Annotated in this window: 24 protein-coding genes and 1 tRNA gene; 11 read left to right on the top strand and 14 right to left on the bottom strand. The window is 43.3% G+C overall.

The window, feature by feature from the left end; all coding sequences use genetic code 11:
- Positions 1 to 20: 20 nt before the first annotated feature.
- Positions 21 to 1,001, top strand: a complete 981-nt coding sequence (locus tag ACYRYY_RS09790; protein WP_460215413.1) for a lytic murein transglycosylase — start codon at positions 21 to 23, stop codon at positions 999 to 1,001.
- 48 nt (positions 1,002 to 1,049) lie between these two features.
- Here the strand turns inward: ACYRYY_RS09790 and ACYRYY_RS09785 are convergent, their stop codons facing one another.
- From ACYRYY_RS09785 to ACYRYY_RS09765, 5 genes are all read right to left on the bottom strand, one after another.
- Entirely contained in the window at positions 1,050 to 2,669 is a 1,620-nt protein-coding gene (locus ACYRYY_RS09785) for a methyl-accepting chemotaxis protein (protein ID WP_460215412.1), read from the bottom strand.
- A gap of 325 nt (positions 2,670 to 2,994) precedes the next feature.
- Positions 2,995 to 3,720, bottom strand: coding sequence for an amino acid ABC transporter ATP-binding protein (locus ACYRYY_RS09780; RefSeq protein WP_460215411.1), 726 nt, complete (start codon positions 3,718 to 3,720; stop codon positions 2,995 to 2,997).
- Between the two features lie 14 nt (positions 3,721 to 3,734).
- Positions 3,735 to 4,679, bottom strand: a complete 945-nt coding sequence (locus tag ACYRYY_RS09775; RefSeq protein ID WP_460215410.1) for an amino acid ABC transporter permease — start codon at positions 4,677 to 4,679, stop codon at positions 3,735 to 3,737.
- Between the two features lie 26 nt (positions 4,680 to 4,705).
- Positions 4,706 to 5,542, bottom strand: a complete 837-nt coding sequence (locus tag ACYRYY_RS09770) for a transporter substrate-binding domain-containing protein (protein ID WP_460215409.1) — start codon at positions 5,540 to 5,542, stop codon at positions 4,706 to 4,708.
- A 10-nt stretch (positions 5,543 to 5,552) separates the two neighbouring features.
- The gene (locus ACYRYY_RS09765) at positions 5,553 to 5,723 is read right to left on the bottom strand and encodes a hypothetical protein (RefSeq protein WP_460215408.1); all 171 of its coding nucleotides are present in this window, start codon (positions 5,721 to 5,723) and stop codon (positions 5,553 to 5,555) included.
- Between the two features lie 179 nt (positions 5,724 to 5,902).
- Between ACYRYY_RS09765 and ACYRYY_RS09760 the strand changes: the two genes are divergently transcribed.
- Positions 5,903 to 6,529 (top strand): tetratricopeptide repeat protein, encoded by a 627-nt coding sequence (locus tag ACYRYY_RS09760; RefSeq protein WP_460215407.1) that lies wholly within the window; start codon positions 5,903 to 5,905, stop codon positions 6,527 to 6,529.
- 36 nt (positions 6,530 to 6,565) lie between these two features.
- On the opposite strand, the gene dnaA is transcribed toward ACYRYY_RS09760, so the two are convergent.
- From dnaA to gltX, 4 genes are all read right to left on the bottom strand, one after another.
- Positions 6,566 to 7,903, bottom strand: coding sequence for a chromosomal replication initiator protein DnaA (gene dnaA, locus ACYRYY_RS09755; protein WP_460215406.1), 1,338 nt, complete (start codon positions 7,901 to 7,903; stop codon positions 6,566 to 6,568).
- 201 nt (positions 7,904 to 8,104) lie between these two features.
- Entirely contained in the window at positions 8,105 to 9,409 is a 1,305-nt protein-coding gene (locus ACYRYY_RS09750; RefSeq protein WP_460215405.1) for a pyridoxal phosphate-dependent aminotransferase, read from the bottom strand.
- A 223-nt stretch (positions 9,410 to 9,632) separates the two neighbouring features.
- Entirely contained in the window at positions 9,633 to 10,961 is a 1,329-nt protein-coding gene (gene der / locus ACYRYY_RS09745; RefSeq protein WP_460215404.1) for a ribosome biogenesis GTPase Der, read from the bottom strand.
- A 243-nt stretch (positions 10,962 to 11,204) separates the two neighbouring features.
- A complete protein-coding gene (gene gltX / locus ACYRYY_RS09740) occupies positions 11,205 to 12,647 on the bottom strand; it encodes a glutamate--tRNA ligase (protein WP_460215403.1) in 1,443 nt (480 codons plus the stop codon).
- 263 nt (positions 12,648 to 12,910) lie between these two features.
- Here gltX and ACYRYY_RS09735 point away from each other — a divergent pair, with 263 nt between their 5' ends.
- Together ACYRYY_RS09735 and ACYRYY_RS09730 are read left to right on the top strand one after the other, a co-directional pair.
- Positions 12,911 to 13,171, top strand: coding sequence for a hypothetical protein (locus ACYRYY_RS09735; RefSeq protein WP_460215402.1), 261 nt, complete (start codon positions 12,911 to 12,913; stop codon positions 13,169 to 13,171).
- A complete protein-coding gene (locus ACYRYY_RS09730; RefSeq protein WP_460216485.1) occupies positions 13,144 to 14,064 on the top strand; it encodes a methyl-accepting chemotaxis protein in 921 nt (306 codons plus the stop codon). Before ACYRYY_RS09735 ends, ACYRYY_RS09730 begins: the two co-directional genes overlap by 28 nt.
- Positions 14,065 to 14,283: 219 nt before the next feature.
- Here the strand turns inward: ACYRYY_RS09730 and aroF are convergent, their stop codons facing one another.
- The 5 genes from aroF to ACYRYY_RS09705 form a co-directional block, all read right to left on the bottom strand.
- Positions 14,284 to 15,300 (bottom strand): 3-deoxy-7-phosphoheptulonate synthase, encoded by a 1,017-nt coding sequence (gene aroF / locus ACYRYY_RS09725; RefSeq protein ID WP_460215401.1) that lies wholly within the window; start codon positions 15,298 to 15,300, stop codon positions 14,284 to 14,286.
- A 279-nt stretch (positions 15,301 to 15,579) separates the two neighbouring features.
- Positions 15,580 to 16,296 (bottom strand): Rossmann-like domain-containing protein, encoded by a 717-nt coding sequence (locus ACYRYY_RS09720; protein WP_460215400.1) that lies wholly within the window; start codon positions 16,294 to 16,296, stop codon positions 15,580 to 15,582.
- Positions 16,293 to 16,595 carry a phosphoribosyl-ATP diphosphatase gene (gene hisE / locus ACYRYY_RS09715; RefSeq protein ID WP_460215399.1) on the bottom strand — a complete coding sequence of 101 codons (303 nt, stop codon included), beginning with the start codon at positions 16,593 to 16,595 and terminating at the stop codon, positions 16,293 to 16,295. The genes ACYRYY_RS09720 and hisE overlap by 4 nt, the downstream gene beginning before the upstream one ends.
- Positions 16,596 to 17,360, bottom strand: coding sequence for an imidazole glycerol phosphate synthase subunit HisF (hisF, locus tag ACYRYY_RS09710; RefSeq protein WP_460215398.1), 765 nt, complete (start codon positions 17,358 to 17,360; stop codon positions 16,596 to 16,598).
- Between the two features lie 9 nt (positions 17,361 to 17,369).
- A complete protein-coding gene (locus tag ACYRYY_RS09705) occupies positions 17,370 to 19,187 on the bottom strand; it encodes a hypothetical protein (RefSeq protein WP_460215397.1) in 1,818 nt (605 codons plus the stop codon).
- Positions 19,188 to 19,367: 180 nt separating this feature from the next.
- On the opposite strand from ACYRYY_RS09705, the gene ACYRYY_RS09700 reads away from it, so the two are divergent.
- The 7 genes from ACYRYY_RS09700 (at position 19,368) to ACYRYY_RS09670 (ending at position 25,103) form a co-directional block, all read left to right on the top strand.
- A tRNA-Phe gene (locus ACYRYY_RS09700) sits at positions 19,368 to 19,443 on the top strand.
- Between the two features lie 165 nt (positions 19,444 to 19,608).
- Complete coding sequence (locus tag ACYRYY_RS09695) at positions 19,609 to 20,796, top strand: tyrosine-type recombinase/integrase (protein ID WP_460215396.1); 1,188 nt, start codon at positions 19,609 to 19,611, stop codon at positions 20,794 to 20,796.
- A gap of 9 nt (positions 20,797 to 20,805) precedes the next feature.
- Positions 20,806 to 21,516: a hypothetical protein gene (locus ACYRYY_RS09690; RefSeq protein WP_460215395.1), complete on the top strand. Its 711-nt coding sequence runs from the start codon at positions 20,806 to 20,808 to the stop codon at positions 21,514 to 21,516.
- Positions 21,517 to 21,844: 328 nt separating this feature from the next.
- Positions 21,845 to 23,025, top strand: a protein-coding gene (locus ACYRYY_RS09685; protein ID WP_460214066.1) for an IS3 family transposase whose coding sequence is annotated in 2 segments (ribosomal slippage) — positions 21,845 to 22,123 and positions 22,126 to 23,025 — 1,179 coding nt in all. Because the reading frame shifts where the segments join, the coding sequence is not laid out codon by codon here.
- A 36-nt stretch (positions 23,026 to 23,061) separates the two neighbouring features.
- The gene (locus ACYRYY_RS09680) at positions 23,062 to 23,199 is read left to right on the top strand and encodes a helix-turn-helix transcriptional regulator (RefSeq protein ID WP_460216483.1); all 138 of its coding nucleotides are present in this window, start codon (positions 23,062 to 23,064) and stop codon (positions 23,197 to 23,199) included.
- Complete coding sequence (locus ACYRYY_RS09675) at positions 23,196 to 24,326, top strand: AAA family ATPase (protein ID WP_460215394.1); 1,131 nt, start codon at positions 23,196 to 23,198, stop codon at positions 24,324 to 24,326. Before ACYRYY_RS09680 ends, ACYRYY_RS09675 begins: the two co-directional genes overlap by 4 nt.
- Positions 24,327 to 24,545: 219 nt before the next feature.
- Positions 24,546 to 25,103, top strand: a complete 558-nt coding sequence (locus tag ACYRYY_RS09670; protein ID WP_460215393.1) for a hypothetical protein — start codon at positions 24,546 to 24,548, stop codon at positions 25,101 to 25,103.
- The last annotated feature ends 138 nt before the right edge of the window (positions 25,104 to 25,241 follow it).

The raw sequence follows: 25,241 nt of genomic DNA, 5'->3' as shown, positions 1-25,241 counted from the left end.
AAAAGGACGATAATGCTTTTATGAAAAAACTTATTTACACAGTGCTTATTTTGTTCTTAACAAGTTCTGCTGTTTTTGCCGTGCCCCTTACGGAAGAGTCACTTACATTTGCCGATAAACTTCATCAAAAATACGGCATAGACCCGATACAGACGATTCTTCTCATTCAGAACGCAGAATATTCCGACAAGGCGCTGTCTCTCATGGACAGACAGTTTGAGCGCAGCGGCTGGGGAGTTTACAAAAAAGGGATGGTAACTGACTCTAGGAGCAATAAGGGAGGCAGATTTTATCTGAACCACAGAGCAAGCCTTGAACTTGCCTATGCAGAATATGGTGTAACACCGGAGATAATAGCAGCCATCCTTGCCGTTGAAACAAATTACGGTGATTACAAGCTGCAGCATAGAGCAGTAGACGTGCTTGCCACACTTGGTTTTTTCTACCCCAGACGTTCGGACTACTTTCTTTCCGAGCTTGAAGCTCTGATAGCATATGCAGAAAAGAACGGAATTGACCCGTTTTCCTTTAAAAGCTCATACGCCGGGGCTGTGGGAATACCGCAGTTTATGCCGAGCAACATAAATAAATTCGGCGTGGATTTCGGCGGAGACAAACTTGTTGACCTTGTAAACAGTAGAACAGATGCCATAGGAAGTGTGGCTAACTACCTTTCCGAATACGGCTGGCAAAAGGATAAACCCACGGCAATAAAACTTAAAGGCAGCGGTTTTGAAAAATTTCTCGGTCAGGGCTATGAACCTAAATTCACAGTAAGAGAACTTGAGGAAAACGGAATAATCTTCGCCCTGCCGGCAGAACCGGATGAAAAAGTCAATGTTATCAAACTCGAAACCGACAGAGGCTTTGAGCATTGGGCAGTATTCGGAAACTTCAGAACAATTATGCGTTACAACAACAGTGCAAACTATGCTCTGGCTGTTCTACTCATAAGCAAAAATATTGAAGAGGAACGAAAGAGGCTCGAAAAGGAAAATTAGCGGAAACCCCTGCTTTATTCAGCGTGGGGATTCCGCCATTATCTGAATTTATTTAACTTTGAAATAATTCATTGAGTTCTGAAGCGATACAGCAAGTTCTGCCAGATTATCAGAAGCGGTATTAACCTCGTTTGCCGCTGCGGAAGCCTCTTCCGATGCCGCGGAAACAGCCTGAACATCACCGGATATACCTTCTGCAGTGACAGAAACCTCCTCTATAGATGAAGATATGATTATAAGCTCTTCCGTCAGATTATTGAGACTGACAAGAATCACATTAAACGATTTACCCGTTTCTTCGGACAGTTTTACGCCGGAACTCACTTTATCTGATATCTTTTCCATGGCGTTAACGACATTCTTAACTTCGCTTCTGATTGCCGTAACTATTCCGGATATCTCAGAAGTGGCGTGGGCACTTTTTTCCGCAAGTTTGCGCACTTCATCAGCAACAACAGCAAATCCTCTTCCTGCCTCGCCTGCTCTTGCTGCTTCAATGGCTGCATTAAGGGCAAGAAGGTTTGTCTGCTCGCTTATATCCGTAATAACGCTTAGGATCTCCTCAATTCGGAAAGAGTTTTTTTCCAGAGACTGTGAAAGGCTTATGGATGAGTCAACAGTCCTTGCGATGCCTTCAACATCTTCGATGGATTTCTTAATGATTACATTACCTTCTTTCGCTGCGGCTACTGTTTCATTAGCTTTCTTATTCATATTTGAGGCGTTGTTGGCAACTCCGTTTATAGTTGTCGAAACCTCTTCAAGTGCTGAGGCGACCTGAATAATCTTCTCAGTCTGCATACTTGCTGTCTGATTCATTTCATCGGAACTCACAGAAAGCTGCTGACTTGCTCCTGCGAGGCTTTCAGATATTGCAAGAGACTGCTTAACCACCTCATTAAGTTTACCCGCTGTATGGTGGAGCGAGTGTGCAAGGCGTGATACCTCGTTTTTGCCGTCCGTATCCACCAGAATAGAAAGATCTCCTTCCGCAAGCTTATTGGCGGCGTCCACTCCTTTAAGCAGGCTTGATGTCAGGTATCTGATAACCGTATAAGAAACTATTGAAGAGATAATAAATGCTGCTGCTGAAATCGAAATTATAACAGAAAGAAGAATAACGTATCTCTTCTTTGAAGAGTTATATTCATCTTCGGCAACTGAAAGCTGAATATCCACAAGAGAGTTAAAAATATCAAGCACGGGATCAATATGTGTGTACAGCTCATTCTTTATGTATTCATCAAGATTCGCCGAGTTTTTCTCACTCAGAATCCGCCGGAGCTTAGTCACTGATTTATCCGTATCCACAATTATGGCTATCGCCTGATCTGCCAAGCGTTTTTCTTCGGGTACAAGGTAGCTTGCCAGATATGCGCCCCATTCTTCTTTTATGACACCTTCTGCTTTTTCCACAGTTTTCAGCCCGTCGTCCCATGATAAGCTGTCCTGAGCTACCTTGTTTGCAGAGCCGATAATATCCAGAGAATACGCATCTGCGGATCTTTTCAGGTTTTTCAGAGAAATTACCCTGTCACTGTAAACAGTTTCAAGAGACCTGTTCACCTTTCTGATCGAAAAGATCGAATATGCTCCAATAACGAGCATAAAAAACACAGACAGGGAAACCATCAAATACAATGTGGTTTTGATGCTGATATTTTTCATAAAGATACCTCTGAGTAAATAATGAACGACTGCTAAACCATCGTCCCAAATTTTGTATATACAGCTAGTGGAAAATTCATCTATTAATTGAGCTGAAGCCCTTGTAGAAAACCAACTTAACTGTCTTTTTTATGATAATAACACTCTTTAAAAAAAAACCATGGATTTAGCTTTTATTTAATAAAAATATTTCTCATTTTTCTTCAGAAAACTAATATATTATTTGTGATTAAGTAGAATTTTATGAATTTCAGAAATAATTGACAAAGTTTAATAAAAATTTAAGGGGTCTTTCTTGTATAAAGAAAAACCCCTTGAGTTGACCTTAAAGGATCTGGCTCAAAAACTTTTTAAGCCTTTCATTCTGCGGGTTGTTGTAAATTTCCTCAGGGGTGTTTTCCTCAATTTTAAGCCCTTCATCCATAAAGACAACACGGTCAGCCACTTCACGGGCAAAGCCCATTTCATGAGTGACAACAACCATTGTCATCCCTTCTCTGGCAAGGGTTTTGATAACATCAAGCACTTCACCTATCATTTCCGGATCAAGGGCACTTGTGGGTTCATCAAAAAGCATAACCTTGGGGTGCATGGCAAGGGCACGGGCTATTGCCACCCTTTGCTGCTGTCCGCCGGAAAGCTGTGACGGGTAGCTGTCTCGCTTATCTGCCAGACCAACTTTCGCAAGCAGACTCTCGGCGATTTTAACAGCCTCCGCTTCCTTCATCTTTTTAACTTTCAAAGGAGCAAGGGTGATATTGCCCAGCACTGTTTTATGGGGAAAAAGGTTAAAGCTCTGAAACACCATGCCAACATCCTCACGGAGTTTGTTGATATTGGTTTTAGGGTGAGTGAGCGAATTTCCGTCTATTTCAATCTCTCCCTGAGTAACATTCTCAAGGAGGTTAAGAGTTCTCAGCATTGTGGATTTGCCTGAACCGGAAGGACCGATGATAACCACCACCTCTCCCTGGGCTACATCCAGATCGACCCCTTTAAGCGCCTGAACGCCGTTGGGATATGTTTTAAAAACTTCTCTTGCTTTAATCATTTGTGTGCCTCCCATCAATCACTGCTTGCCATTTTCTTTTCAAGTTTCTGTACCAGAACAGAAAGACCTGATGTCAGCACAAGATAAAGAAGCGCAACGGTGAACCATGTTTCAAACGGGCTGAAGGTAGTGGCACTTACTTCCCTGCCTGCTTTGGTGAGATCCGTGATGGAGATGACGGACACAAGGGAAGAGTCCTTTATGAGAGAGATAAACTGCCCCGCCATTGGGGGAAGAGTTCTTTTCACAGCCTGCGGCAGCACGACATAAATCATCGCCTTGGTGTAGCTCATACCGAGGCTTCGGGCTGCCTCCATCTGTCCCTTATGGACGGACTGTATCCCCGCACGGACAATCTCCGCCACGTAAGCACCGGTGAAAACCGCGAGAGCAGCCACACCAGCAGTAAAGCGATCCAGAGACAGAACGGTTCCGATAAAAAAGTAGAAGATAAATATCTGCACCAGAAGCGGAGTGCCTCTGATAAGCTCAACATAAAGGATGGAGAGCTTTTTAAACATCGGGTTGCTCGAAATTCTGGCAAGACCGGCAAAAACACCGATTATGACAGCGAAGATAATAGAAAAGAAGGATATTTGAAGTGTGGTGGCAAGCCCGATAAGAAGCGGACCTGCCTTCCACGATTTATTTACGGCAACAGTGTGCCCCTTCAGAACGGTATCTCCGTCACCCAGCCTGCTTGTCTGCGGCTTTTCAACAACGAAGGGGTCTCCTCCGCCATCGGGGATAATGCTTATTCTGCCTTTTTCAACAGCTGCTCTGCCGTCGAAAGGAGCTTTTACCGTTTCCTCCGCAGAATATATAATAAACTGCGGTATCCTGTTCCAGCGCCATTTATAGTCGATCTTCAGCGTTGCGGCATACAAACCGACCAACGCCGCAGCAATCAGCATATAAAACGCTATATTCCAGATAAGGTTTTTTCCTGAACGGGTCACTACTGCCTACTCCGTATTATTCCTGATTATTCCTGTACGTCTTTAAGCCAGTCGCTGGAGAGGAACCATTTGTTATATGTGTCCTCATAGAAACCGTCGCCTTTAACCTGAGCGAGGAAGTTGTTCAGCCAGTTCATGAAATCATAGTCGCCTTTTCTGATCGCCCATGCGAGGGGTTCGTAAGTGAAGGGATCATCAAGAAAAACAAGGTTTTCACTGTTCTGAGAGTAGAAAGATGCGTTGTAGGGAAGGTCATAAACAAAAGCATCTGCTTTGCCGTTGATAACTTCCATAACAGCTTCCTGCTCTGTTTCAAACAGTCTGATTGTTGCATTGGGCATATATCTCTTAGTGGCATAATCAGCGGTAACGCCGAGTTTTGTGGAGATTATGTATTTAGGGTCGTTAAGATCTTTGTAGCTTTTTATTACGTCAGCGTGTTTCTTGTGTATAAGAATAGTCTGACCGATTGTGATGTAGGGGTTAGCAAAGTTAACCTGAATGTTTCTTTCAGGAGTGATTGTCATGCCTGACATGATGATGTCAAATTTCTTTGTGAGCAGTGAAGGGATGATGCCGTCCCATGCTGTGTTAACAAGAACAAGCTTAACTCCGAGGTCTTTAGCCATTCTTTCAGCCATATCCACATCGAAACCAACTATATCGCCCTGTTTGTTTTTGAGTTCAAAGGGCATATAGCCTGCTTCAAGACCAACGTGAAGTTCGCCTCTTTTCACTATTTCATCAAGAACAGATGTCGCCGCAGCGGGCGCAGCAGCCCCTGAAGCACCGGCCTCTTTTTTTTCAGATGAGCAGGCAAAGCTCATCACCATTACGGCAAGAATTACCAGTAATTTTTTCATATTACTCCTCCTAATAGGATTTTCCTTCTTCGAGAATTTCTGAAATAATCATGTTGGAGCCGCATTCGGGACATTTGCCGATCTGCTCTTTAGGGATGTATTTGATCTGGGTAAACTCGCACTTGGGACACTTAACTTCGACGGCCTGAACCTTTTCGGAATCTGAATCCTTTTTACTCATCCCTGAAACTCCCTTAAATAAATTGGTCTTACCCCTGTAAAAACTGCATAGTATAATAAAACTGTTAAAAAATAAAGCTAATTGTGGCATAACACCTGATGTCTGTAGCATAACACAGTTCAAGGAGCCTTAAAATTAAACTGATAAAAAAACTTCTGCGAATCGGCGGAAGACCCACTATGGAGAAAGGTGCGGAAGCTCTTGAGGAAAAGAATTTTTCCAAGGCATACCGCATATTTTCAACCCTTGCGGATGAGAATATACCTGAAGCTGTGTTTGCTCTGGGGACAATGTATGAAAACGGATTCGGTCTCCCCCACGATCTGAGGCGTGCCCTTAAACTGTATATAGCCTCTGCCAAAAGGGGTGTTAACGAAGGGGCGTACAGGGCGGCAATGATACTGATAAAGGGAGATACGGGGCATAAAGACCCTCTGTTGGCTGTGAAACTTCTTGAGGAAGCGGCGGAAAGAGGGCATGACAGAGCGCAGTATAAGCTCGGATTCTATTATCAGTCGGCGAAACATGTTCTGAGAGACTACGATAAAAGCTTTGCCTATTACCACAAGGCGGCTGTACAGGGAAATGCAGAAGCGCAAAACAAGCTGGGACTAATGCATGCAGCGGGCAAAGGGACGATGAAAGACTATGAAGAAGCGGTCAGATGGCTCACAATGGCGGCAGGTCAGCGCCACCCGGAAGCTCTTTATAACCTCGCCTGTATGTATCACGAGGGAAAAGGGGTAAAGGCGGATCTGAAAAAAGCTGTCCGCCTGTTTAAACTCGCCGCAAAAGCATATGGTTAATCTGCGCCGGCAAGGGCGATATACTATTCTGAACGATTATGAGTAAAGACTCTTTTCCAGAGTTGCTATAATCTCCTGAATTTCTTTATCTTCTTTGCTTTTCTTCTCGATGGACTGAACAGAGTGCAGAACAGTGGAGTGGTCTCTCCCTCCGAACAGCTCACCCACTTCCTGCAAGGAAATGTTCAGCTTATTACGGAGTATATACATTGCGATCTGGCGGGGAAGCGAAATGCTTTTCGTACGCTTCTTTGACTTGAGGTCGCTCATTTTGACATTAAAATATCCGGTAACCGCATCGATAATATTGTCTTCCGTCACCATCTTATCCTTACGCACAAGAAATTTATCAAGGGACTTTCTCGCAAGGGCGATACTCAGCGGTTCGTTATGGAAAGAGGCATAAGCGCTTAAACGCACCAATGCACCGATAAGCTCCCTGATATTTTCGGTCTTGATGTTTTCCGCAAGAAAGATACCAAGCTCGTCAGACAGTTTCAGCCCCATAATATCCGCACGCTTCATTATGATAGCTGCTTTTTCCTCCGTTGACGGAGCCTGAATATCTGCTATGAGTCCCCATGCGAAGCGGCTTCTCATTCGTTCTTCAAGATCGGGTATCTCGCTCGGGGTCTTATCGCTGGTAAGAATAATCTGTTTCTGTGATTCATAAAGCGTGTTGAATGTGTAAAAGAACTCTTCCGTGCTGCGCTGTTTCCCGGCAAGGAACTGCACATCATCAAAAAGAAGCATATCTATATTGCGGTATTTGCTCCTGAATTCGTCCATTTTCTTTGTTTTAAGAGACTGAATCATCTCATTGGTAAATGTTTCTGATGTTATGTAAAGCACTTTCAGTTTAGGAAACTTTTCCATAATTCTGTTTCCGGCCGCCTGCATGAGGTGAGTCTTCCCCAAACCAACACCGCCATATATAAAAAGAGGGTTATACATTTGGAAATGCCCTTCGGAAACAGCGAGGCATGCCGCATGGGAAAACTGGTTTGAGCTTCCCACGACAAAGTTTTCAAAAATATAGTCTCTGTTAAGGTTTGATGTTGCAGGAATCCTGTAGTCAGACACGGGAGCAGAAGCAGCCACAGCCGGAGATGCCGCCTGAGCCTTCGGAGCGTCACCCGTTATTATGCGTACATCAGCATCAATGGAAAGCCCTTCCCTAAAAATTGTTCTCAGAGTATCAAGGTATTTCTCCTCAACCCAGTTTTTGTAAAACCTGTTGGGAGCCTGAAGGGTAATCAGGTCCCCTCTCGCTTCAACCATCTGAAGGGGCTTTATCCATGTTGACACCACATCGTCAGAGCAGTGTTTCTTTGCTTCTTTGAGAACCTCTTCCCAGATCTTTACATCTTCCATATATCGCAATTCCAATAATAAATTTTCTTAAACCCTGTACCGGATAATAACAGATGAGAGCATCTAAACAGTATAGGGCTTTTTACGCTCCCCGAAAAGGGTTAATAGACAAAAAATACTGCGAAGCCCTTCCGGAAAACTCCGCAGTATCTATATGCTGTTTAAGTTACAAAAACCCGCTTTATGCAGCGGATGCAGACTTTACTTTGCGGATTCTACATATTCCACAATCTTTTCTGCAAGTTTGCGCACCATAAATTCAAACCTGTCCGCATCACGCTCAAGGAGAGTCATACGGAAGCCGGGCTTGCTGGTGAAGAAAGAAGTAAGCGGAACAACACAGATACCTGTGGCTCCGAGCAGATAATACACAAAACGCTTGTCGTTTTCTATACTTGAGCCTGTGATGCTCTCCACATAGTGCCTCACATCATCATTTTCAATGTGCAGTTTCTGTTTGGGGTTGAGAACAGCCTCGTTAAAAACAACAGACATGTAGAATGCACCGTTTGTCCTGTTCACAACAACATAGGGAATATCACGGAGAATGCTGTAGGCAATATTTGAAAGTTTTTCGTAGTGCTTTATCTTTTCAGCGAGGTAAGGCTTGTAGTTAGGGTGTGACATTATACGGGGAATAGACATCTGAGGAAAAGTTGTGGAACATACTTCAGACATCTTCTGTGTAAGAATAGCGTCCACATATCTCTGGAAAGCAGGGTCTTTATCATAATTATAAACTTCAATCCAGCCGCATCTTGCGCCGGGCCAAGGGTATTCCTTGCTTATTCCCTTCATGCTTATTCCGGGAACATCGCCGATTATATCAGACAGAAGAACAGTTTTTGAGCCGTTGTATGACATGTTTGCGTATATTTCATCAAAAACAAGCATCAGGTCATACTCCTTTGCGATGCGCACTATCTGCCTCAGTCCCTCTTCAGTGTGGACATAGCCCGTTGGGTTGTCAGGGTTGATGACAAGTATGCCCACAATTGAGCGGAAGCTTCTCACCTTGCTTTCAAGCTCGTCAAGATCAGGAGCCCAGTGTTTGTAAGGGTTCATCTGATATGTGTTTGGCGGAAAGGATGCGTGAAGCACCTCTGCCAGAAGGTGAGTGGAATATGTGGGTTCGGGCATGATGATTCTCGCATCAACCCTTATTGCGCTGTATGATCTCGCTATGGCATCTCCCAGACCGTTGAAGAAGATGATATCTTCAGCGGTTATCTGCGCTCCGCCCCGTGCGTTAACCTGCTCTGCTATGTACTCTCTGGTTTCCAGAACACCCTTTGTAGGAGAATAGGCATAGGTGTTGTTGTCCATGATAATTTTTGCAAGTTCCTCTTTCATCCAGTCCGGAAGAACTTCTCCTTTGACAATGGGATCGCCTATGTTTTCCCAGTAAATATCCACGCCTGCCTCACTGAGCTTGTTAGCAACACTTACAATATTGCGTATCTCGTAAGTCAGACCGTTTCCGCTTTTGGCAAGATCATACCTCATTAATTTACCCTCACATAATATGACCGCTGAATACCCGTTTTACGGGTAAATCATCGTTTATATAATAATATTTATATACTTTCAATAAGCAGTTTGCCCTTTTAAAAAACATAACAGAAAGCTTATTTTCCGGCGTTTTTTTGACCATAAAAACAAAAAAACGCCGCTGCCCACGGTTGGGGAAACGGCGCATTAAACTCTTTTACCTTTATACAAAAGAGGCTTAAGCTTCTTTCTTTTCGCCTCTTTGTCTTATGAACAGCTTTATGGGAATTCCTTCAAACCCGAAGTACTCCCTTATTATATTCACAACAAATCGTTGGTAAGAAAAATGCACCGAATCAGCATAGTTTGCGAAGATAACAAATTGCGGCGGGCACGCCGCCGCCTGTGTCATGAAGTAGAGTTTCAGTCTTCTTCCCTTCACAACCGGAGGCTGATGGCGCTCAAGGGCAGCCTGGAGGACACGGTTTGCCTCTCCGGTTCCAACCCTTTTGGTATATTCTTTATAGAGACCCTTAGCAGCCTCAAATATTTTATAGACATTTTTCCCTGACATCGCAGAAGCAAATATAACAGGCGGGTTGTTAAGGAACTGGAGTTTATATTCTATATCATCTCTCAGCGCCTTGGCTGCCTCATCCTTATTTTCCACTGCGTCCCATTTGTTTACAACGATGATAACCGGTCTGCCCGCTTCCCATGCGTCTGCTATGACCTTTACGTCACGCTCGTTCAGTCCTTCCAGTCCGTCAATAAGGCATACTGCTATATCTGCACGGGAGACTGCGTCTTCCCAGCGGTAATAGCCGTATTTCTCTATTCTGTCCTTGAACATTACGGATTTCTTTCTGATTCCCGCCGTGTCAATAAGAACATACTTCTCGCTGCCGTGTTCAAAAAGAGTATCAACAGCATCCCTTGTGGTACCGGGGATATCGGTCACTATCAGCCTTTCCTCGCCAAGCCAGCGGTTAATCATGCTGGACTTGCCCACGTTCGGGCGTCCGGTGACGATGAGCTTTATGCGCCCTTCATAGCTGAAGTCTTCCTCTTTTTCATCTTCCGGCAGGCGTGATATTATCTCATCCATAAGATCACCGACATTACGTCCGTGTGTTGCACTTATGGGAAAAACTTCTTCAACACCAAGCGAATAGAAGTCGAGAGCAAGCATATCTGCCGATTCAGAGTCGATCTTATTTACAGCGACCATAAAGTCCTTCCCGCTTTCACGGAGAAGTCCGCAGACTATTTCATCAAGGGGGTGAACACCCTCACGCCCGTCAACCATGAGTATAAAGAAATCTGCCTCTTCAAGAGAATACATGAACTGACGCTGCATCTCTTTTTTTACAATCTCTTCCTTCATGTCATATCCGGCAGTATCCACAACACGGAAGCGCCTTCCGAGCCATTCGGCGGTAAATTCTATTCTGTCACGGGTTACGCCCGCCATGTCGTCCACGATGGCGATTCTCTGCCCCGCCAGCCTGTTAAAAAGTGTGGACTTGCCTACGTTCGGGCGTCCTATTATTCCGATTTTTTTCATTCCGATTCCTATCTTAATCTATAGTTCTGAAACGGTACATCCTGTCCGTCTCATCACACGCTCGCAGCGGTTTGAAACCGCCTTCGCTTCGCACGGCGCAACATCTTATCTTTATAATCCAAAATTTATCGTCCTGAAAATTTTGGATACACGCTCGCGGCAGGCTGAACCTGCCTTCGCTGCGCACGGCGCAACTCCATCCATGGAGTTGTGTATATGGGTGGCTCACAGGCAAAAAGTAATTTAGGCTGTGATTTCTATCGCAGCGTCCAGCCTTCTCAGCAGCTCATCCACAGGCATCAGTGTTGCCATCTTATCGATTTCCGGTCCTTTAACAGAACCTGATATTCCCACCCTGATCGCCATGAAGAGCGGTTTGCCCTTTGTGCCTGTTTCCTGCTGAACAGATTTGGGTATACTCTTGTAATCCTCTTCGCTTATATATCCGCTGAAAACGGAGATCTTTTCACGAAATGCCTTAAGTACGGCAGGTGTAGTCTCAAGCTTAAGATACTCCATAGCCTCTTCATCCGGTGTCTGGTACTGGAAGTAAACCTTCATGACTTCCGGCGCATCGCCTAAAAGCTCCATCTTGCTTGCGATGGAGGCTATCATTTTCACATAGACTTCCCTCTCAAGCCTGTCAGCAGGAAGACCGGCTTCAATGAGGAACGGCATGCAGAGATCCGCAAGCTCCTCAGGTGTTTTCATGCGTATGTACTGACCATTCAGCCACTTAAGCTTACCGAAGTCAAAAACCGCAGCACTTGTGGAAACACGGTCAAGGCTGAACGATTTGATAAGCTCATCTTTGGAGAGAATCTCCCTCTCCTTTTCATCCGACCAGCTGAGAAAAGCCAGAAAGTTGAACAGCGCATCGTTCAGGTATCCCTGTGAGCGGAACTGTTCGATACTTGTATTGCCGTGACGTTTGGAAAGTTTTGACCTGTCTTCACCCAGAATCATGGGGATATGGACAAATTCAGGGCGCTCAAATCCCAGAGCATCAAATATCAATGCCTGCTTCGGAGTATTGCTCAGGTGATCGTCACCTCTGATCACCTGACTGATTTTCATCAGGGCATCATCAATCACAACCACATAGTTGTAAACAGGTACACCATCAGGACGTACAATGATAAAATCACCGAAAACGCCTGTTTCAAAATCTATTTCACCTTTTATCTTATCAGAAACGTGTACAACATCCTTCTCAACCTTGAAACGGATTGCATAAGGTGCGCCGGATGCTTCAAGTTCAGCCTTCTGCTCTGCTGAAAGATGTCTGCATTTGCCGCTGTAAACAGGCTGACGGTTTTCTATGCGGGCTTTTTCCCTCTCGGCGTCAAGCTCTTCCTTGCTGCACCAGCATTTATAAGCATGCCCCTTATCGAGGAGTTCATCTGTATATTTTTTATATATATCAAATCTTTCTGACTGCCTGTAAGGACCGTGTTCACCGCCCTTCACAGGACCCTCATCCCAGTCCATAAGAAGCCATTTCATATCTTCGTAAATAAGCTCCTCGCTGGCGAGGGTGGAGCGGTCAAAATCCGTGTCCTCTATCCTAAGAATGAAAGTGCCCCCTGTGCTGCGTGCATAAAGGTAATTGAAAAGAGCCGTTCTGGCGTTTCCAACGTGAATGTGCCCTGTGGGGCTGGGTGCGAATCTCACTCTAACTGACATATCTGACATACTCCTAAAATTTAAAGCGCCCTTTTTCCGGCAGCGCATAGTTTCTCAAGGTATGTAACTTTATCGCTTTTGTAAAATTGATCAAGTAAAATCCGGCAGAAGAACAATAATTCATTATCCAAGCCGCCTTGACAGTGTTATTTTACATCCCTTATAATTTACTGTACTAAGACATTTAATCACCTAATGACTATTATCCGTTTCAGGTCTTTTTTTCATCTGATAACACCCAAATCTCTCTGAAGGAGTTATACATGAAATTAAGCACTAAAATGGCGATATTCATTAACCCGTTCCTCGTCGTAAGTTTCGGCGTTGTTTTCGTAATTAATTCCAAACAGTCTCAGAAACTTGCGTTTGAAGCTGAAATAGACAAAGCAAGAAAAATTATAACCATGGCGGAAGGTGTAAGAGAATATACAGGTACCCTCTTTGAAAGAGGAACCTACAACCTTGAAGAACTTAAAAAGGAGATCTCACAAAACAGATCGAATACACAAAGAAAGATGAAATAGGTGCTATAGTTACAAACTTCAACAGCTTTCTTAACTATATCAAATCCATTGTCACTGATGTGCAGGAACAGGCGCAGTACATGGCGGGCTCAAGCAGCGGGCTGAACGAAAATGTTGAAAAGATAACCCTCGGCGTATGCGTGCAAAAGGAAGATACGGCAAACCTTAACAGCGCAGTGGATGAAATCGAGGCGAGTATTGCAAATATAGCTGCCAACTCAAGGCAAACACTTCTCAAAGCTGAACAAACAAGCAGCACCGCCAATAAAGGCGATAAGGCTGTGACGGATATGATTGCGAAGATGTATGAACTCACCGAATCCATTAACGAATCATCACGCATGGTTGAGGAGCTGAAAGGTTCTACAGACAAAATCGGCGACATAATAGAGGTGATAAACGACATAGCAGACCAGACAAACCTGCTTGCCCTCAACGCATCCATAGAAGCAGCCAGAGCAGGCGAACACGGGCGTGGATTTGCTGTTGTTGCCGATGAGGTCAGAAAACTGGCGGAACGCACACAAAACGCCACCAAGGAAATTTCGTCAATGATTATTGCGCTCCAGCATGAATCACAGAATGCGGCATCAAACATACTCAGCTCCGTGGGTAAAGTTGAACAAGGCAGCAAAGTTGCCTCAATAGCAGGAGAAGCACTGAAAGAGATTATTAAAGATTCCGGTGAGTCCCGTGAAATGGTTAATGAAATTCAGTCCTCAGTGTCTGAGCAGGAGAATTCCATAAGTGTTGTCTCTGAAAATGCCTCCAAGATTAATCATGTTGCTGATGAAACATTTGATATCCTCCAAGAGATAGGAGACGCCGCTAATACGCTGAACCGGAGAGCGCTGGATCTCGCATCCAAGGTTCAGTCATTTAAAACAAAATAATACAACATGCCTGTCCTCCGGTTTTGAACACCGGAGGGCAGGCTTATTCAGTTTACATGTATCTGCCGACTGCAAGTGCCACAGCTAATCTGTCTTTACAATAAAAAATTCTCCTTCCATGGGAATTTTTTATACACGCTCGCGCCGTGATAAACACGGCTTCGCTACGCACGGCGTGCCCCCATCCATGGGGGCAAAGAAATATCTGCGGTAAATAGTTTACATGTATCTGCCGACTGCAAGGGCTACAGCACGCATTTCGCCCATTAACTGAATGAAGTGTTCGGGGCTGATGGTCTGTGCTGCATCGCTCCATGCTTTATCAGGTTCGGGATGAACTTCTATTATCACACCGTCTGCGCCAACAGCTATAGCAGCCTTGGAAAGAGCAGAAACATACTGCCTGTGACCGCCGGAATGGCTGGGGTCTATGATTATCGGAAGATGGGACTTATCCTTAACAACAGGAACACAGCTTATATCAAGTGTATTTCTTGTTGCGGTCTCAAATGTTCTTATACCTCTTTCACAAAGGATAACTCTCTGGTTTCCTTCACTTAATATATATTCTGCCGCCATAAGGAATTCTTCTATTGTTGTGGACATTCCTCTTTTCAGCAGGACAGGTTTATCCGTTTGCCCCAGCATGGTGAGGAGAGCGAAGTTCTGTATGTTGCGTGCGCCTACCTGAAACATATCTGTGTATTTGTACACAAGTTCAACATTTCTCGGATTTACAACCTCCGTACAAATAGGAAGTCCTGTTTCCTGCCTTGCCGCTGCAAGGTATTTCAGCCCCTCTTCGCCATGTCCCTGGAAGGCATATGGGCTTGTTCTGGGCTTGAAAGCACCGCCACGGAGTATTTTTGCACCTGCCGCTTTGACCATCTGTGCGGAACGGACTATCTGCTCTTCTGATTCCACAGAGCATGGACCTGCGATTATGGGAATTTCTCCGCCGCCGAATTTTACTCCGCATACGTCAACTATTGATGTTTCAGGTTTAACTTCTTTACTGGCGAGCTTGTAAGGTTTGCTGATGGGAACTATGTTATCGACACCGGGCATCTCGGAAATAACGCATACACTGTCCTTTTTGACATTAGCGCCCACAAGCCCGATTACGTTTCTTTCCTTCCCGAAGATGACGTGAGGACTGAAACCAAGCTGTTCCGCTCTTGCCACCACGTCATTAAGATGCTGTTCTTCTGCGTCCATCCTCATTACTACTATCATAATTTTCCTCCGAAAATTTTCGGCGGCAGGAGAGAGAAAAGACCCCTTATGCGGACAGAAAAAAAAAGACCGCGGGGCTTTCTGCTGCCCGCGGCCGTGTTATTTTATACAAGTCCTGTATTTTAACTACACCTTAAGCAGCTTCTCCAAAGAAGAAGTAAAAATAATAGCTGCTAAAAAAGAAGTTAAAATAAGCCTTTACATTTTTCATGGAGACTATAATGCTCCTCGGTTTGGAGTATGTCAATATATTATTTTGAACGTGACGTAAATTAATTGTCAAATCCATACCTTTTCCACTGCACCCTTAACTTTTCTTGTACCTATGCCGTGGGCTATGCAGTCCGCCGCTGCCCTAAAATCAAGTATTTTAGACCCAGCCAGATGCCATCCGCCGTCTATAAGATGCTGAGACATAGGGGTTGTGGGGCCGAGAATGATCTTAAGTGCGTTCTTGCCTATATGGGGAGTGTATGTATGGAAGGTTTTGTTGATGAAGGTTACCCCTGTTATCAAAACCACATCGCAGTGAGGCATAATCTCCGGTGCGGCTTCAGGTTTGTAAGTGCCTTCAATATCCTTAAGCTCGAAAATCTTCAGATCTGCCTCTGCTTCCTTCATCATGTCAAGCATGGGACGGAACCAGCCGACCATACCAACTTTCTTCCCCCTGAATGTATCTGGGTGCAGGAAGTCTTCGCAAACAGAAGCTCTGTTATTCAGGGCGGAGTTTATCACCGCAAGCCCTATCCCTGCTTCAAAGCTGTTGCTGGAGAAATAATATTTTTCCGCAATCTCCAGAGCGTTTTCACCCCGCAGATCACTCCCCATTATATTCGCCAGACCGCCCGCAGAGACTTCATTGCGAAAAGTATACGCCATTCCGCTACCTGCGTCCGTCTGCACTGCTATATAATCGAGACCTAAGATATAATCCTGAATCTTTGCGTTTTTGAGACGAGCGGCTGCCTCTTCAAATATATGAGTGTAAATCATTTTCTTATGCCGGATTTGCCGAAACGGTTCTCCAGAACACCAAGCACAGACTCAAACGCCACGCCCCTGTATTCCAGAGCAACTACCATGTGATAAATTATGTCCGCAGCCTCACCCGCAACAGCATCATCACTCTCTTTCAAAAAAGCCCTGATAAACTCTGCGTTTTCCTCTCCAAGCTTCTTCACAAGCTTATTTTCTCCCGCTTCCAGAAGTTTACATGTGTATGAATCGTCCTGCGGGTTGCGTTTTCTTTCTCTGACTGTTTCTACAAGTTTTCCAATTATTTCAGTGTTCATTTATACCATCCTTACCGGAACATTCCTGTCTGCGAGGTACTGCTTTACCTCTGCTATGGAATATTCCTTATAGTGAAATATACTCGCCGCAAGCACGGCATCTGCGCCGCCTTCCGTAACTCCTTCATACATATGCTGAGGGTTGCCCGCTCCGCCGGAAGCGATCACGGGAATGCTCACCGCATCTGCAACGGCACGGGTCAGCTTAAGGTCAAAACCGTCCTTAACACCGTCTTTATCCATACTGGTCAGCAGAATCTCTCCGCTGCCGTATTTTTCCATAAGCACTGCCCACTCAACAACATCAATTCCAGTTGCCTTGCGCCCGCCATGGGTGTAAACCTCCCATCCGCTGCCGTCCGCCTTCATCTTGGCATCAATGGCAACAACAGTGCATTGAGAACCGAACCTGAGCGCTGCCTCGCTTACAAATTCCGGTCTTGCCACTGCGGCAGAGTTTATGGAAACCTTGTCAGCACCGGAATTAAGCAGGTTGCGAATATCTTCCAGAGTACGGACTCCGCCGCCTACCGTCACAGGCATAAAAACGCATTCCGCTGTTTTTGCCACGACATCAAGAATTATACCCCTGTTGTCAGAACTGGCTGTTATATCAAGGAAAGTGAGTTCATCTGCACCCTGCTCATCATAAACCTTCGCCACTTCCACGGGATCACCCGCATCACGCAGATTAACAAAGTTTGTACCCTTTACTACTCTTCCGTCTTTAACATCCAGACAGGGAATAATTCTTTTCGCCAGCATATCAGTTCCTTAAAATATTATTCTTTCTATCCCGAAGCTATTAAGAAAAGACTTAACTTCGGGATCATCCATATCAACTTTATCAGGCTCCGGCAGTTTATAGCTTGCTTCTTTTACAAAAAAGTCATTCTCCGTCAGATCCATGGGCTCGTTATCGCCATATTCCGCTTTGAAATGATTATGCAGAGCAAGCAGAAAACGGAGCGCCTTATTCCGCAGATCCTCCGTTACACCTTCCGCCATGAAGGTAAGCTTCGGTGATGTATTGGACATACCGTACATTATGAATCCATCCGCCCAGTCAGCACGTATCTGCCCTTCAAACTCGACAGTTTCAAAGCCGCTGCGTCCGCCGAAAGTATCACGTATCACTTTCACTATCTCGTTTGTTATCTGCTCTTTCGCCTCGTTACTTACAGAGGTTGTCCTTATCTCTTTCGTGATAAACCGTGAGGGAACAGAGGCAAAATATTCGTTCAGGCTTTTTATCCCTGATTCTGCAAATACCTGTTCCAGAACAAATATATTCTCCACAGCGTCATCACGGGGAATTCCGTCCTCGACATCCGTTGTGAAAAAATGCAGAGATGCCTCTATCTGATAATCCCGATAGCCAGTGCATTCCACAAAGCTTGTTATGCTGTCATACCCTGCAAGCTCTGCCATTCTGCTCATGTTTGCAGTGATGGTTTCCTTCCAGAGGGAGTGCCCTTTCGTATGGAAAACTGTTTTCCCGCCCAAAGCCTCCACATAGCTTTTTACGCCGCTGGTGTAGCGGGCGTCTATATAAACTGTTTCCGCAATATCCTTAATTTCAGCGCTGTTCTCCACAGGAACACCTTTCAGGGACAGCTTTTTCAGTAGCTCAGGCACGCATTTTCTCAACTTATAGTCAGCAAGTATATACGCCAGAGCATCACCGAGATAATGCCCTTCTGCTCCTGTTTTCAGAGCATCAGCACCGGATGTGACCGAGCCTCTGTCCGCATCCAGATCAAACGAATGTATACGGTATCCTTTTTTCAAAGCTTCTGTAAAACCGTCCACCCGCTCAATCATCTCTTTTCGGGTTGGGTCAGCCAGAGCAGCACCGGAATTCACATCCAGATCTTCACCGAGAATAAGGGTATCTGCTCCAAGTATCTCACGGAAAAGACCAGCATATTTGCATCCTGTGCCGCCGAAAAGATTCACAGCTATTCCGGATGTATCCTTATCTGCAAAATATGTTTTATATGTTTTCACCATTTTATTGAAATAAACGGTGTATGCTTCGTCTGTTTTATCGATGATGTTCCCTTTCTTATCACCGAAGCGCACTTCTGAGTTATTTTTCAATGCCTCGTTCATCTGCTTCAGCAAATAAGTATGTATCCCCTGTATGCCTATGCCGAATTTAGCACCGTTTGTAGTCACCTCAACATGGGAGCGGGTTATTTGCACATGTGCCTGTGCGCCGAGCTGACTCTGGTTCTGATAAACCTGACCGGAACCTGAAATACCTGTCAGATAGACGTTTACTCCTGTTTCAGATAACCCGGCAGCAAAAGATTCCGCCAATTTCTTTGATGTCGGTCCGTTGTCATACCCTATAACACAGGCTTCACCTTCTTTCAGAGCAACACTGCCACCGCTTCGGAGTTGAAAAGTCAGACCGCCCATGAGGACACCGGCGGTGTATGCCGCATCAGGAGTAAAAACGGCTTTCGCACCAAAAAAATCACCCGCTTCGCCTACGTAGGCTCTTATATCATATGAGGCAGGCTTAAATAACTTATCCGCATTTTTAACTACGCTTTCAGGCGCATTCACAGGCTTAAACGGCATACAAAACCCCCGTGGAATCTGATAAGACTTTATAGCCCAAAACACCAAGCCAGATCAAATATATATTGCCGCTGGCGGGTTATTTGGCAGGCGTCGGAAAGTTATTTCAGAATAAATATTTTTTTCGTTATTTTTTTGTTGACAAAGGGCACCTGCTTTAGTAATTTAGCGTTCCACGTTGCCCAGGTAGCTCAGTCGGTAGAGCAGTGGACTGAAAATCCACGTGTCGATGGTTCGATTCCGTCCCTGGGCACCATTTCTATTTCTAGCATGTTCCAATAACTTCCTCAAACCTTTACAAACCCCTTTAAATACTGTATTCTAGAGTATATTAACGTCTATTAAATTCCAACATGTTCCAGACCTTTCTGTTGGTATGCTTGTTGGTATTTGTGATGTTCATGGCAGGAGATACCAACATATGAGCCTGACTGATACTCAAATCAAATCTATTAAGTTCGAAGATAAAGCAATTAAGCTTTCTGACGGGAAAGGGTTATATCTACTAGTAAATAAGACTGGTAAATATTTTAGATATAACTACCGTTATGCAGGGAAGCAAAAAACCTTAGCATTAGGCGTATATCCTGAAACATCATTGAAGAAAGCCCGTGAAAGGCTTGATGAAGCCAGAAAGCTGTTAGCTGATGGTATTGATCCTTCTGAAGCTAAAAAGAGCTTCAAGCTTGGTTTATTGGACAGTGCTGAAAACAGCTTCGAGAAAGTAGCTAAAGACTGGCATATCAGACAAACTCCCAAATGGACACCTGGACATTGTGCAGCAGTATGGAGAAAGCTTGAAAAAGATGTTCTTCCCTGGTTGGGTAATAAACCGATAAATACCATCACACCTAAAGAAATGCTGTTGGTACTTAGGCGCATAGAAGCCAGAGGAAAACACGAAACAGCTCATAAGACTAAGCAGATATGCAGTCAGATATTCACTTACGCAATCATAGAAGGCAAAGTTGAGCGTAATCCATGCTCAGATCTTCAAGGTGCCTTAACTCCTGTTGTGAATAACAACTACCCTACCATAACAAACCCTAAAGAAGTAGGCACATTGCTACAACTGATAGACGAATATAAAGGCTCTCATATAGTACGCTATGCACTTAAACTTGCTCCCTTGGTCTTCGTCCGTCCTGGTGAACTAAGGCAAGCTGAATGGTCTGAAATAGACCTTGAAAAGAAGCTATGGAAGATACCTGGAGAAAAGATGAAGATGAAGACTCCTCATCTTGTACCATTGTCTGAACAGGCAATAGCTATACTTAAAGAGATTTACCCTTTAACATCTAAAAGCAGGTATGTATTTCATTCAGAACGTACTTTTGACAGACCTATGAGCGATAACACACTTAATGCTGCTCTGAGAAAAATAGGCTATAGTAAAGATGAAATGGTAGCTCATGGCTTCAGGGCTATGGCATCTACCCTATTACATGAAAATAAATGGAATACTGAGTATATAGAAAGACAGCTTGCACACTCAGAAAGAAATAAGGTTAAAGCAGCTTATAACCATGCTGAATATCTTGAAGAACGAACTAAGATGATGCAGTGGTGGGCAGATTATCTGGATGGATTGAAAAAAGCTAAATCGTGATGGTGATTTATGAATAAGAATATAAAAACATGGAGACTTGCTCCTTTCCTATCCGTCGATGATGCCATGAACCTTATTATTGGTGTTTTACCAGGAACCTATAAATTTGATTATGTAAAGGATGAGGATAAGCCTAAAGAAGGGGTTCCGATTTATGAAGCAATGATTAATGATATCCAAAAGTTTAATTTAAGCATCTATTTCGGCAAAGAGCTAGCTTGCCATGAAAATATAGGCATGTTTGTTTCTTTGGAGGAATATGATTTTTCTTGTTGGTGGAACACTGGAAAACTTTCTATTGAGGAATTGAAGAAATGGCTTGTGAGTAAGAATATTAAGTCCGAGTTCTTCGAAACAACAAGTAAAAAAAACATCTCTGCCAACATGAATATTCAAGAATGTAGTGCGGATTTATATGAAATCAATGAAGCATTAAAGCAGGAACTTGAAAGTAGCAAAAGTCAGCTTACTAGATATAATCATTTGGTAATAGGTATATTGCTAGAGTTTATTATCGGAGATCTTAAAGAGTCGAATCCTAAAAATCAGACAGAGCTTATAGATCTGATCGTAGAAAAATACTATAGCGAAGGCGTCAAAGGTGTTTCTGATAGGAGCTTAAAAGATAAGTTTTCCAAGGGTAATAAAGAAGTAAAAGTTTTTTTAGAAGCAATGTTGAAAAAGGCAAAAGATCAGCATGATAATGATATTAAGATATAAATGATTTATAGTTATAAACTAAGTTGGCTTTATTTAATTTTAAAAAGTATTCTAAAAAAGTGCAAATACTCTTTCAAAGTGCAAGTCGTTTTTTAGTTAGTGCAGCTGCACTGACTTATTCCTTATCTCCTTATAAAACTTTCATTAGATTCTTGTGGCCACAGGAACAGAAAAGAATGAAAAGGAGATAATAATGAATCAAAATCATATATTAACAATTCTTAGAAGAAAACAAGTCCAGGAGATTACTGGACTAAGTAGATCAGAGGTGGTCCCCAAAATCTGTACAGTATGCTAAGGTGTAAAAAGCATATTGGAGGACCATGCGATGTCAAATGCCAAACGTACCCGTTACTCAGCGGAGTTTAAATCGAAAGTAGCCCTTGAAGCTCTTCGAGAGGAGCTGACTTTATCAGAATTATCAGCCAAGTATAATGTTCACCCGAACCAGATTTCCAAGTGGAAGAAAGAAGCTATAGAAGGCATGGCATCAATCTTTGCCAACAAGCCCTGCAAGTCGGAAGAGCGCACAGAAGCTGAGATAAAGGATCTTCATGCAAAAATAGGTCAGCTGACAGTGGAGCGGGATTTTTTGCAGCGAGCCTTCGGGAAACGGTAAGCATATCCCGGAGGAAGCTTATGATCGATAACGCAAGAAGCAGCCTGTCCATCAGCAGTCAGTGCAGTCTTTTGGGCATCAGCCGCTCCTGCTATTATTATCAGGAGTCCGGCGAATCGGCTTTGAATCTTGAACTTATGCACATAATAGATAAGCAGTTTATGGCGACGCCTGACTTCGGTTCCAGACAGATGGCAAAGCTTATCAGAAGGTATGGATACAATGTCAGCCGCAAGCGTGTAAGTAGACTTATGAAGAAGATGGGCATAGCTGCCGTTTATCAGAAGCCCAAAACCAGTGTTCCACATCCGGAGCATAAGACATACCCGTATCTGCTTAGAGATATTGATATAAACCGACCTAATCAGGTTTGGTGCTCTGATATCACCTACATACCAATGAGAAGAGGATTCCTCTATCTGGTGGCTATTATGGATTGGTACAGCAGAAAAGTTCTCAGCTGGAGACTTTCAAACAGCCTTGATTCTGATTTCTGCGTGGCTGCACTTGAAGAAGCCCTTGAAAAGTATGGAACACCTGAAATATTTAATACTGACCAGGGGAGTCAGTTTACCAGCTATGACTTTACGCAAACCCTTAAAGATGCAGGTATTAAGGTCTCTATGGACGGCAAGGGGCGTTGGATGGATAATGTCATGATTGAGCGCATCTGGCGGACATTGAAATATAGCTTTGTCTATCTCCATGCGTTTGATAACGGACACGAGCTGAAACGAGGACTGGCGGACTGGATAAATTTCTACAATACAGGAAGACCGCATTCTTCTCTGGGCGACAGAACGCCATATGAAGCTTATAACGGATTAGAGATTCAAATTTGGAAAAAAGATGATAAAATGACTGAGAGTTTCCACCTTATTTCAGTCTAAAAACTGTACTAAAGATGGGTACCACCTCTATCCTCCATCTATGCAAAGATGTCAGGTGGAAGTTTCCCCAAATCCATTAGCCTAGGAGAAAGAGCTGTAGGCTGGATAGAAGCTGAAGTATTAGACTGGCTTCAAGAACAAATTAAGAAAAGCAGAGGAGGGTCTGAATTATGAGCCAGATACTTCCTGAAACCAATAACAATAATATTCAAGGGGTTTATATGCCCCTTGAATGGTTAGAAACAGCACCTCCGGCACAAGAATTCAGTATTGATCCTTTAGCTCCAATAGGAGCGGTAACATTAATCAATGCCCACGGAGGAACAGGGAAATCCCTTCTTGCTCTTAAAATAGCTACTCATATAGTTTTAGGTATAGATATTCTCGGAGCCGAAACTAATGGTGAAAAAGTAGCCTATATGTCTCTGGAAGATTCTGAGGATATTTTGAGAAGAAGGATTTATAAGCTTATTGCATATTTACCAAAAGAAGTTCAGGGCAGGCGTCAAGAACTAAGCGACAGATTAATGTTTATTGATGGTTACGGCAGGCAAATGCATGTAGCGAAGTATAATCAGAATAATGTTGAGATAACAGACATAACTAATAAGCTTATTAAACTGTTAAAAAAAGAAAATATCAAAACTCTTTTTGTTGATACCTTTGTACGTTCCCACAGCCTCAATGAGAATGATAATGCCCAGATGGGAGCATTATTAGTCGCTTTTGAAAAGATAGCAGCAGAAGCAAAGTGTGCAGTAATCCTGCTTCATCATCTTTCAAAAAGTAGTGATAGTAAAGCTTATGCCGCCAGAGGTGCATCAGCGATAACCGATAACGCAAGGTCATCAATATTATTAGAGAGGGTTGATAAAAAAGATGAAACTAAATTCAGTGAAGCTGATATTAAGATGGCTGTGACTGAAGGTAGGCTTATTAGAGTGATGCATATTAAACACAATTATTCAGTTGAACATCCCGAACAGTATATTGAAATCACAAAAGATGGAGGACTGATCGAACGTTATCCTTCTTTTGATATTAGAAAAAGTTCTGAACAACGACTCATGGAAATTTCTAATTGGCAGAAGAAAGAAATGAAAGGTAAACCTATAACAAAAACTAACATTGATGAAAACTTCAGAAATATAAGACCTGAGAATACTAACTATAGTAAGTGGATTTATCGTAATGCACTGGATTGGGGTATTGAAAATAGTTATGTTCAACAAGTTGCTTCTCCTGAGGGTGGAAGTAGAAACAAAAATGCAGTTTACTATATTATTAATATGCCTCAGTAGTTAACCCTCTAACCTTCCCGAAACCCTCCTGAGAAATAATCTAAAGAGACAGGGAACAAGGATATGTAGTGGTATGGATTAAACCATCCACTACTATTTTCCTTATAGGAGGAGGGTGGTTAAAAAGCTATTTTGATATATTTATTTAGCACCATGATTTGGTTATATATTTCGTAAGAAACCATACTTAAGGGTTTTTATTTAGAAGGAGTTTATTTTATGTATTTTAGAAAAAAACAGGTTATTGATGATCAACTAAAGATTGATATAAGAGATTTAAGAAAGAAAGGTTTTAAATATGGTGAAGAGTTTTCAGGCACAGTATCTATAACAAGCAATGGTATAACAAAAGGTGCATTTGCTTTTTTGATTGATGAAAGCAAATTAACCCTTATTTACTTTTACAGAGGCAACCATAGTAATTTAGAAGCCATAAGGCAAGAAGTTAAACTCCATCGCTTAGAATGTCATTATGGAGGTTTGAGAGTATATTTTGTATGTCCTAAATGCGGTAAAAAAATAATGGCTTTGTATCTTGGTGATAAATATTTTTATTGTCGTTCATGCTGTAATTTAGCACATAAATCACAACAGATAGACAAAGCAAGCCGTCTTCTTAATAAGCTTAGAAAGATAAGGCGTAAGCTTAATACCCCTGATGATTTATTCAGTATGGTATGGCATAAGCCCAAGGGGATGCACCACAAGACTTTCTATAGATTAACTGAAGAAAGTAATGCCGTTACAAATGAGTACTTCAAGCAGTTTTTGCCCTAAAAGAGGCTATCCTCAGACAGTCGGTTTTAGGGAAGAGGTTCTTTTCAAGGCTAAGAATCCGATGAGTGCCCATGAGAGTAGCGAATAATGTAGAAGGCTTCGAAAGCCGAAGCAATGCAACCTCATATCTGTATGAGC

Source organism: Geovibrio sp. ADMFC3 (genome assembly GCF_054687035.1).
This window is presented reverse-complemented; position numbering and strand designations above follow the sequence as displayed.

Bases quoted from the DNA above. Each gene is read 5' to 3' on its own strand.
- ACYRYY_RS09750 (WP_460215405.1), bottom strand. From the start codon at position 9,409: ATGAGGTATGATCTTGCCAAAAGCGGAAACGGTCTGACTTACGAGATA.
- ACYRYY_RS09790 (WP_460215413.1), top strand. From the start codon at position 21: ATGAAAAAACTTATTTACACAGTGCTTATTTTGTTCTTAACAAGTTCT.
- ACYRYY_RS09720 (WP_460215400.1), bottom strand. From the start codon at position 16,296: ATGATTTACACTCATATATTTGAAGAGGCAGCCGCTCGTCTCAAAAAC.
- ACYRYY_RS09780 (WP_460215411.1), bottom strand. From the start codon at position 3,720: ATGATTAAAGCAAGAGAAGTTTTTAAAACATATCCCAACGGCGTTCAG.
- ACYRYY_RS09760 (WP_460215407.1), top strand. From the start codon at position 5,903: ATGGAGAAAGGTGCGGAAGCTCTTGAGGAAAAGAATTTTTCCAAGGCA.
- hisE (WP_460215399.1), bottom strand. From the start codon at position 16,595: ATGAACACTGAAATAATTGGAAAACTTGTAGAAACAGTCAGAGAAAGA.
- der (WP_460215404.1), bottom strand. From the start codon at position 10,961: ATGAAAAAAATCGGAATAATAGGACGCCCGAACGTAGGCAAGTCCACA.
- dnaA (WP_460215406.1), bottom strand. From the start codon at position 7,903: ATGGAAGATGTAAAGATCTGGGAAGAGGTTCTCAAAGAAGCAAAGAAA.
- ACYRYY_RS09675 (WP_460215394.1), top strand. From the start codon at position 23,196: ATGAGCCAGATACTTCCTGAAACCAATAACAATAATATTCAAGGGGTT.
- ACYRYY_RS09785 (WP_460215412.1), bottom strand. From the start codon at position 2,669: ATGAAAAATATCAGCATCAAAACCACATTGTATTTGATGGTTTCCCTG.
- ACYRYY_RS09670 (WP_460215393.1), top strand. From the start codon at position 24,546: ATGTATTTTAGAAAAAAACAGGTTATTGATGATCAACTAAAGATTGAT.
- gltX (WP_460215403.1), bottom strand. From the start codon at position 12,647: ATGTCAGTTAGAGTGAGATTCGCACCCAGCCCCACAGGGCACATTCAC.
- aroF (WP_460215401.1), bottom strand. From the start codon at position 15,300: ATGATAGTAGTAATGAGGATGGACGCAGAAGAACAGCATCTTAATGAC.
- ACYRYY_RS09770 (WP_460215409.1), bottom strand. From the start codon at position 5,542: ATGAAAAAATTACTGGTAATTCTTGCCGTAATGGTGATGAGCTTTGCC.
- hisF (WP_460215398.1), bottom strand. From the start codon at position 17,360: ATGCTGGCGAAAAGAATTATTCCCTGTCTGGATGTTAAAGACGGAAGA.
- ACYRYY_RS09690 (WP_460215395.1), top strand. From the start codon at position 20,806: ATGAATAAGAATATAAAAACATGGAGACTTGCTCCTTTCCTATCCGTC.
- ACYRYY_RS09735 (WP_460215402.1), top strand. From the start codon at position 12,911: ATGAAATTAAGCACTAAAATGGCGATATTCATTAACCCGTTCCTCGTC.
- ACYRYY_RS09695 (WP_460215396.1), top strand. From the start codon at position 19,609: ATGAGCCTGACTGATACTCAAATCAAATCTATTAAGTTCGAAGATAAA.
- ACYRYY_RS09765 (WP_460215408.1), bottom strand. From the start codon at position 5,723: ATGAGTAAAAAGGATTCAGATTCCGAAAAGGTTCAGGCCGTCGAAGTT.
- ACYRYY_RS09705 (WP_460215397.1), bottom strand. From the start codon at position 19,187: ATGCCGTTTAAGCCTGTGAATGCGCCTGAAAGCGTAGTTAAAAATGCG.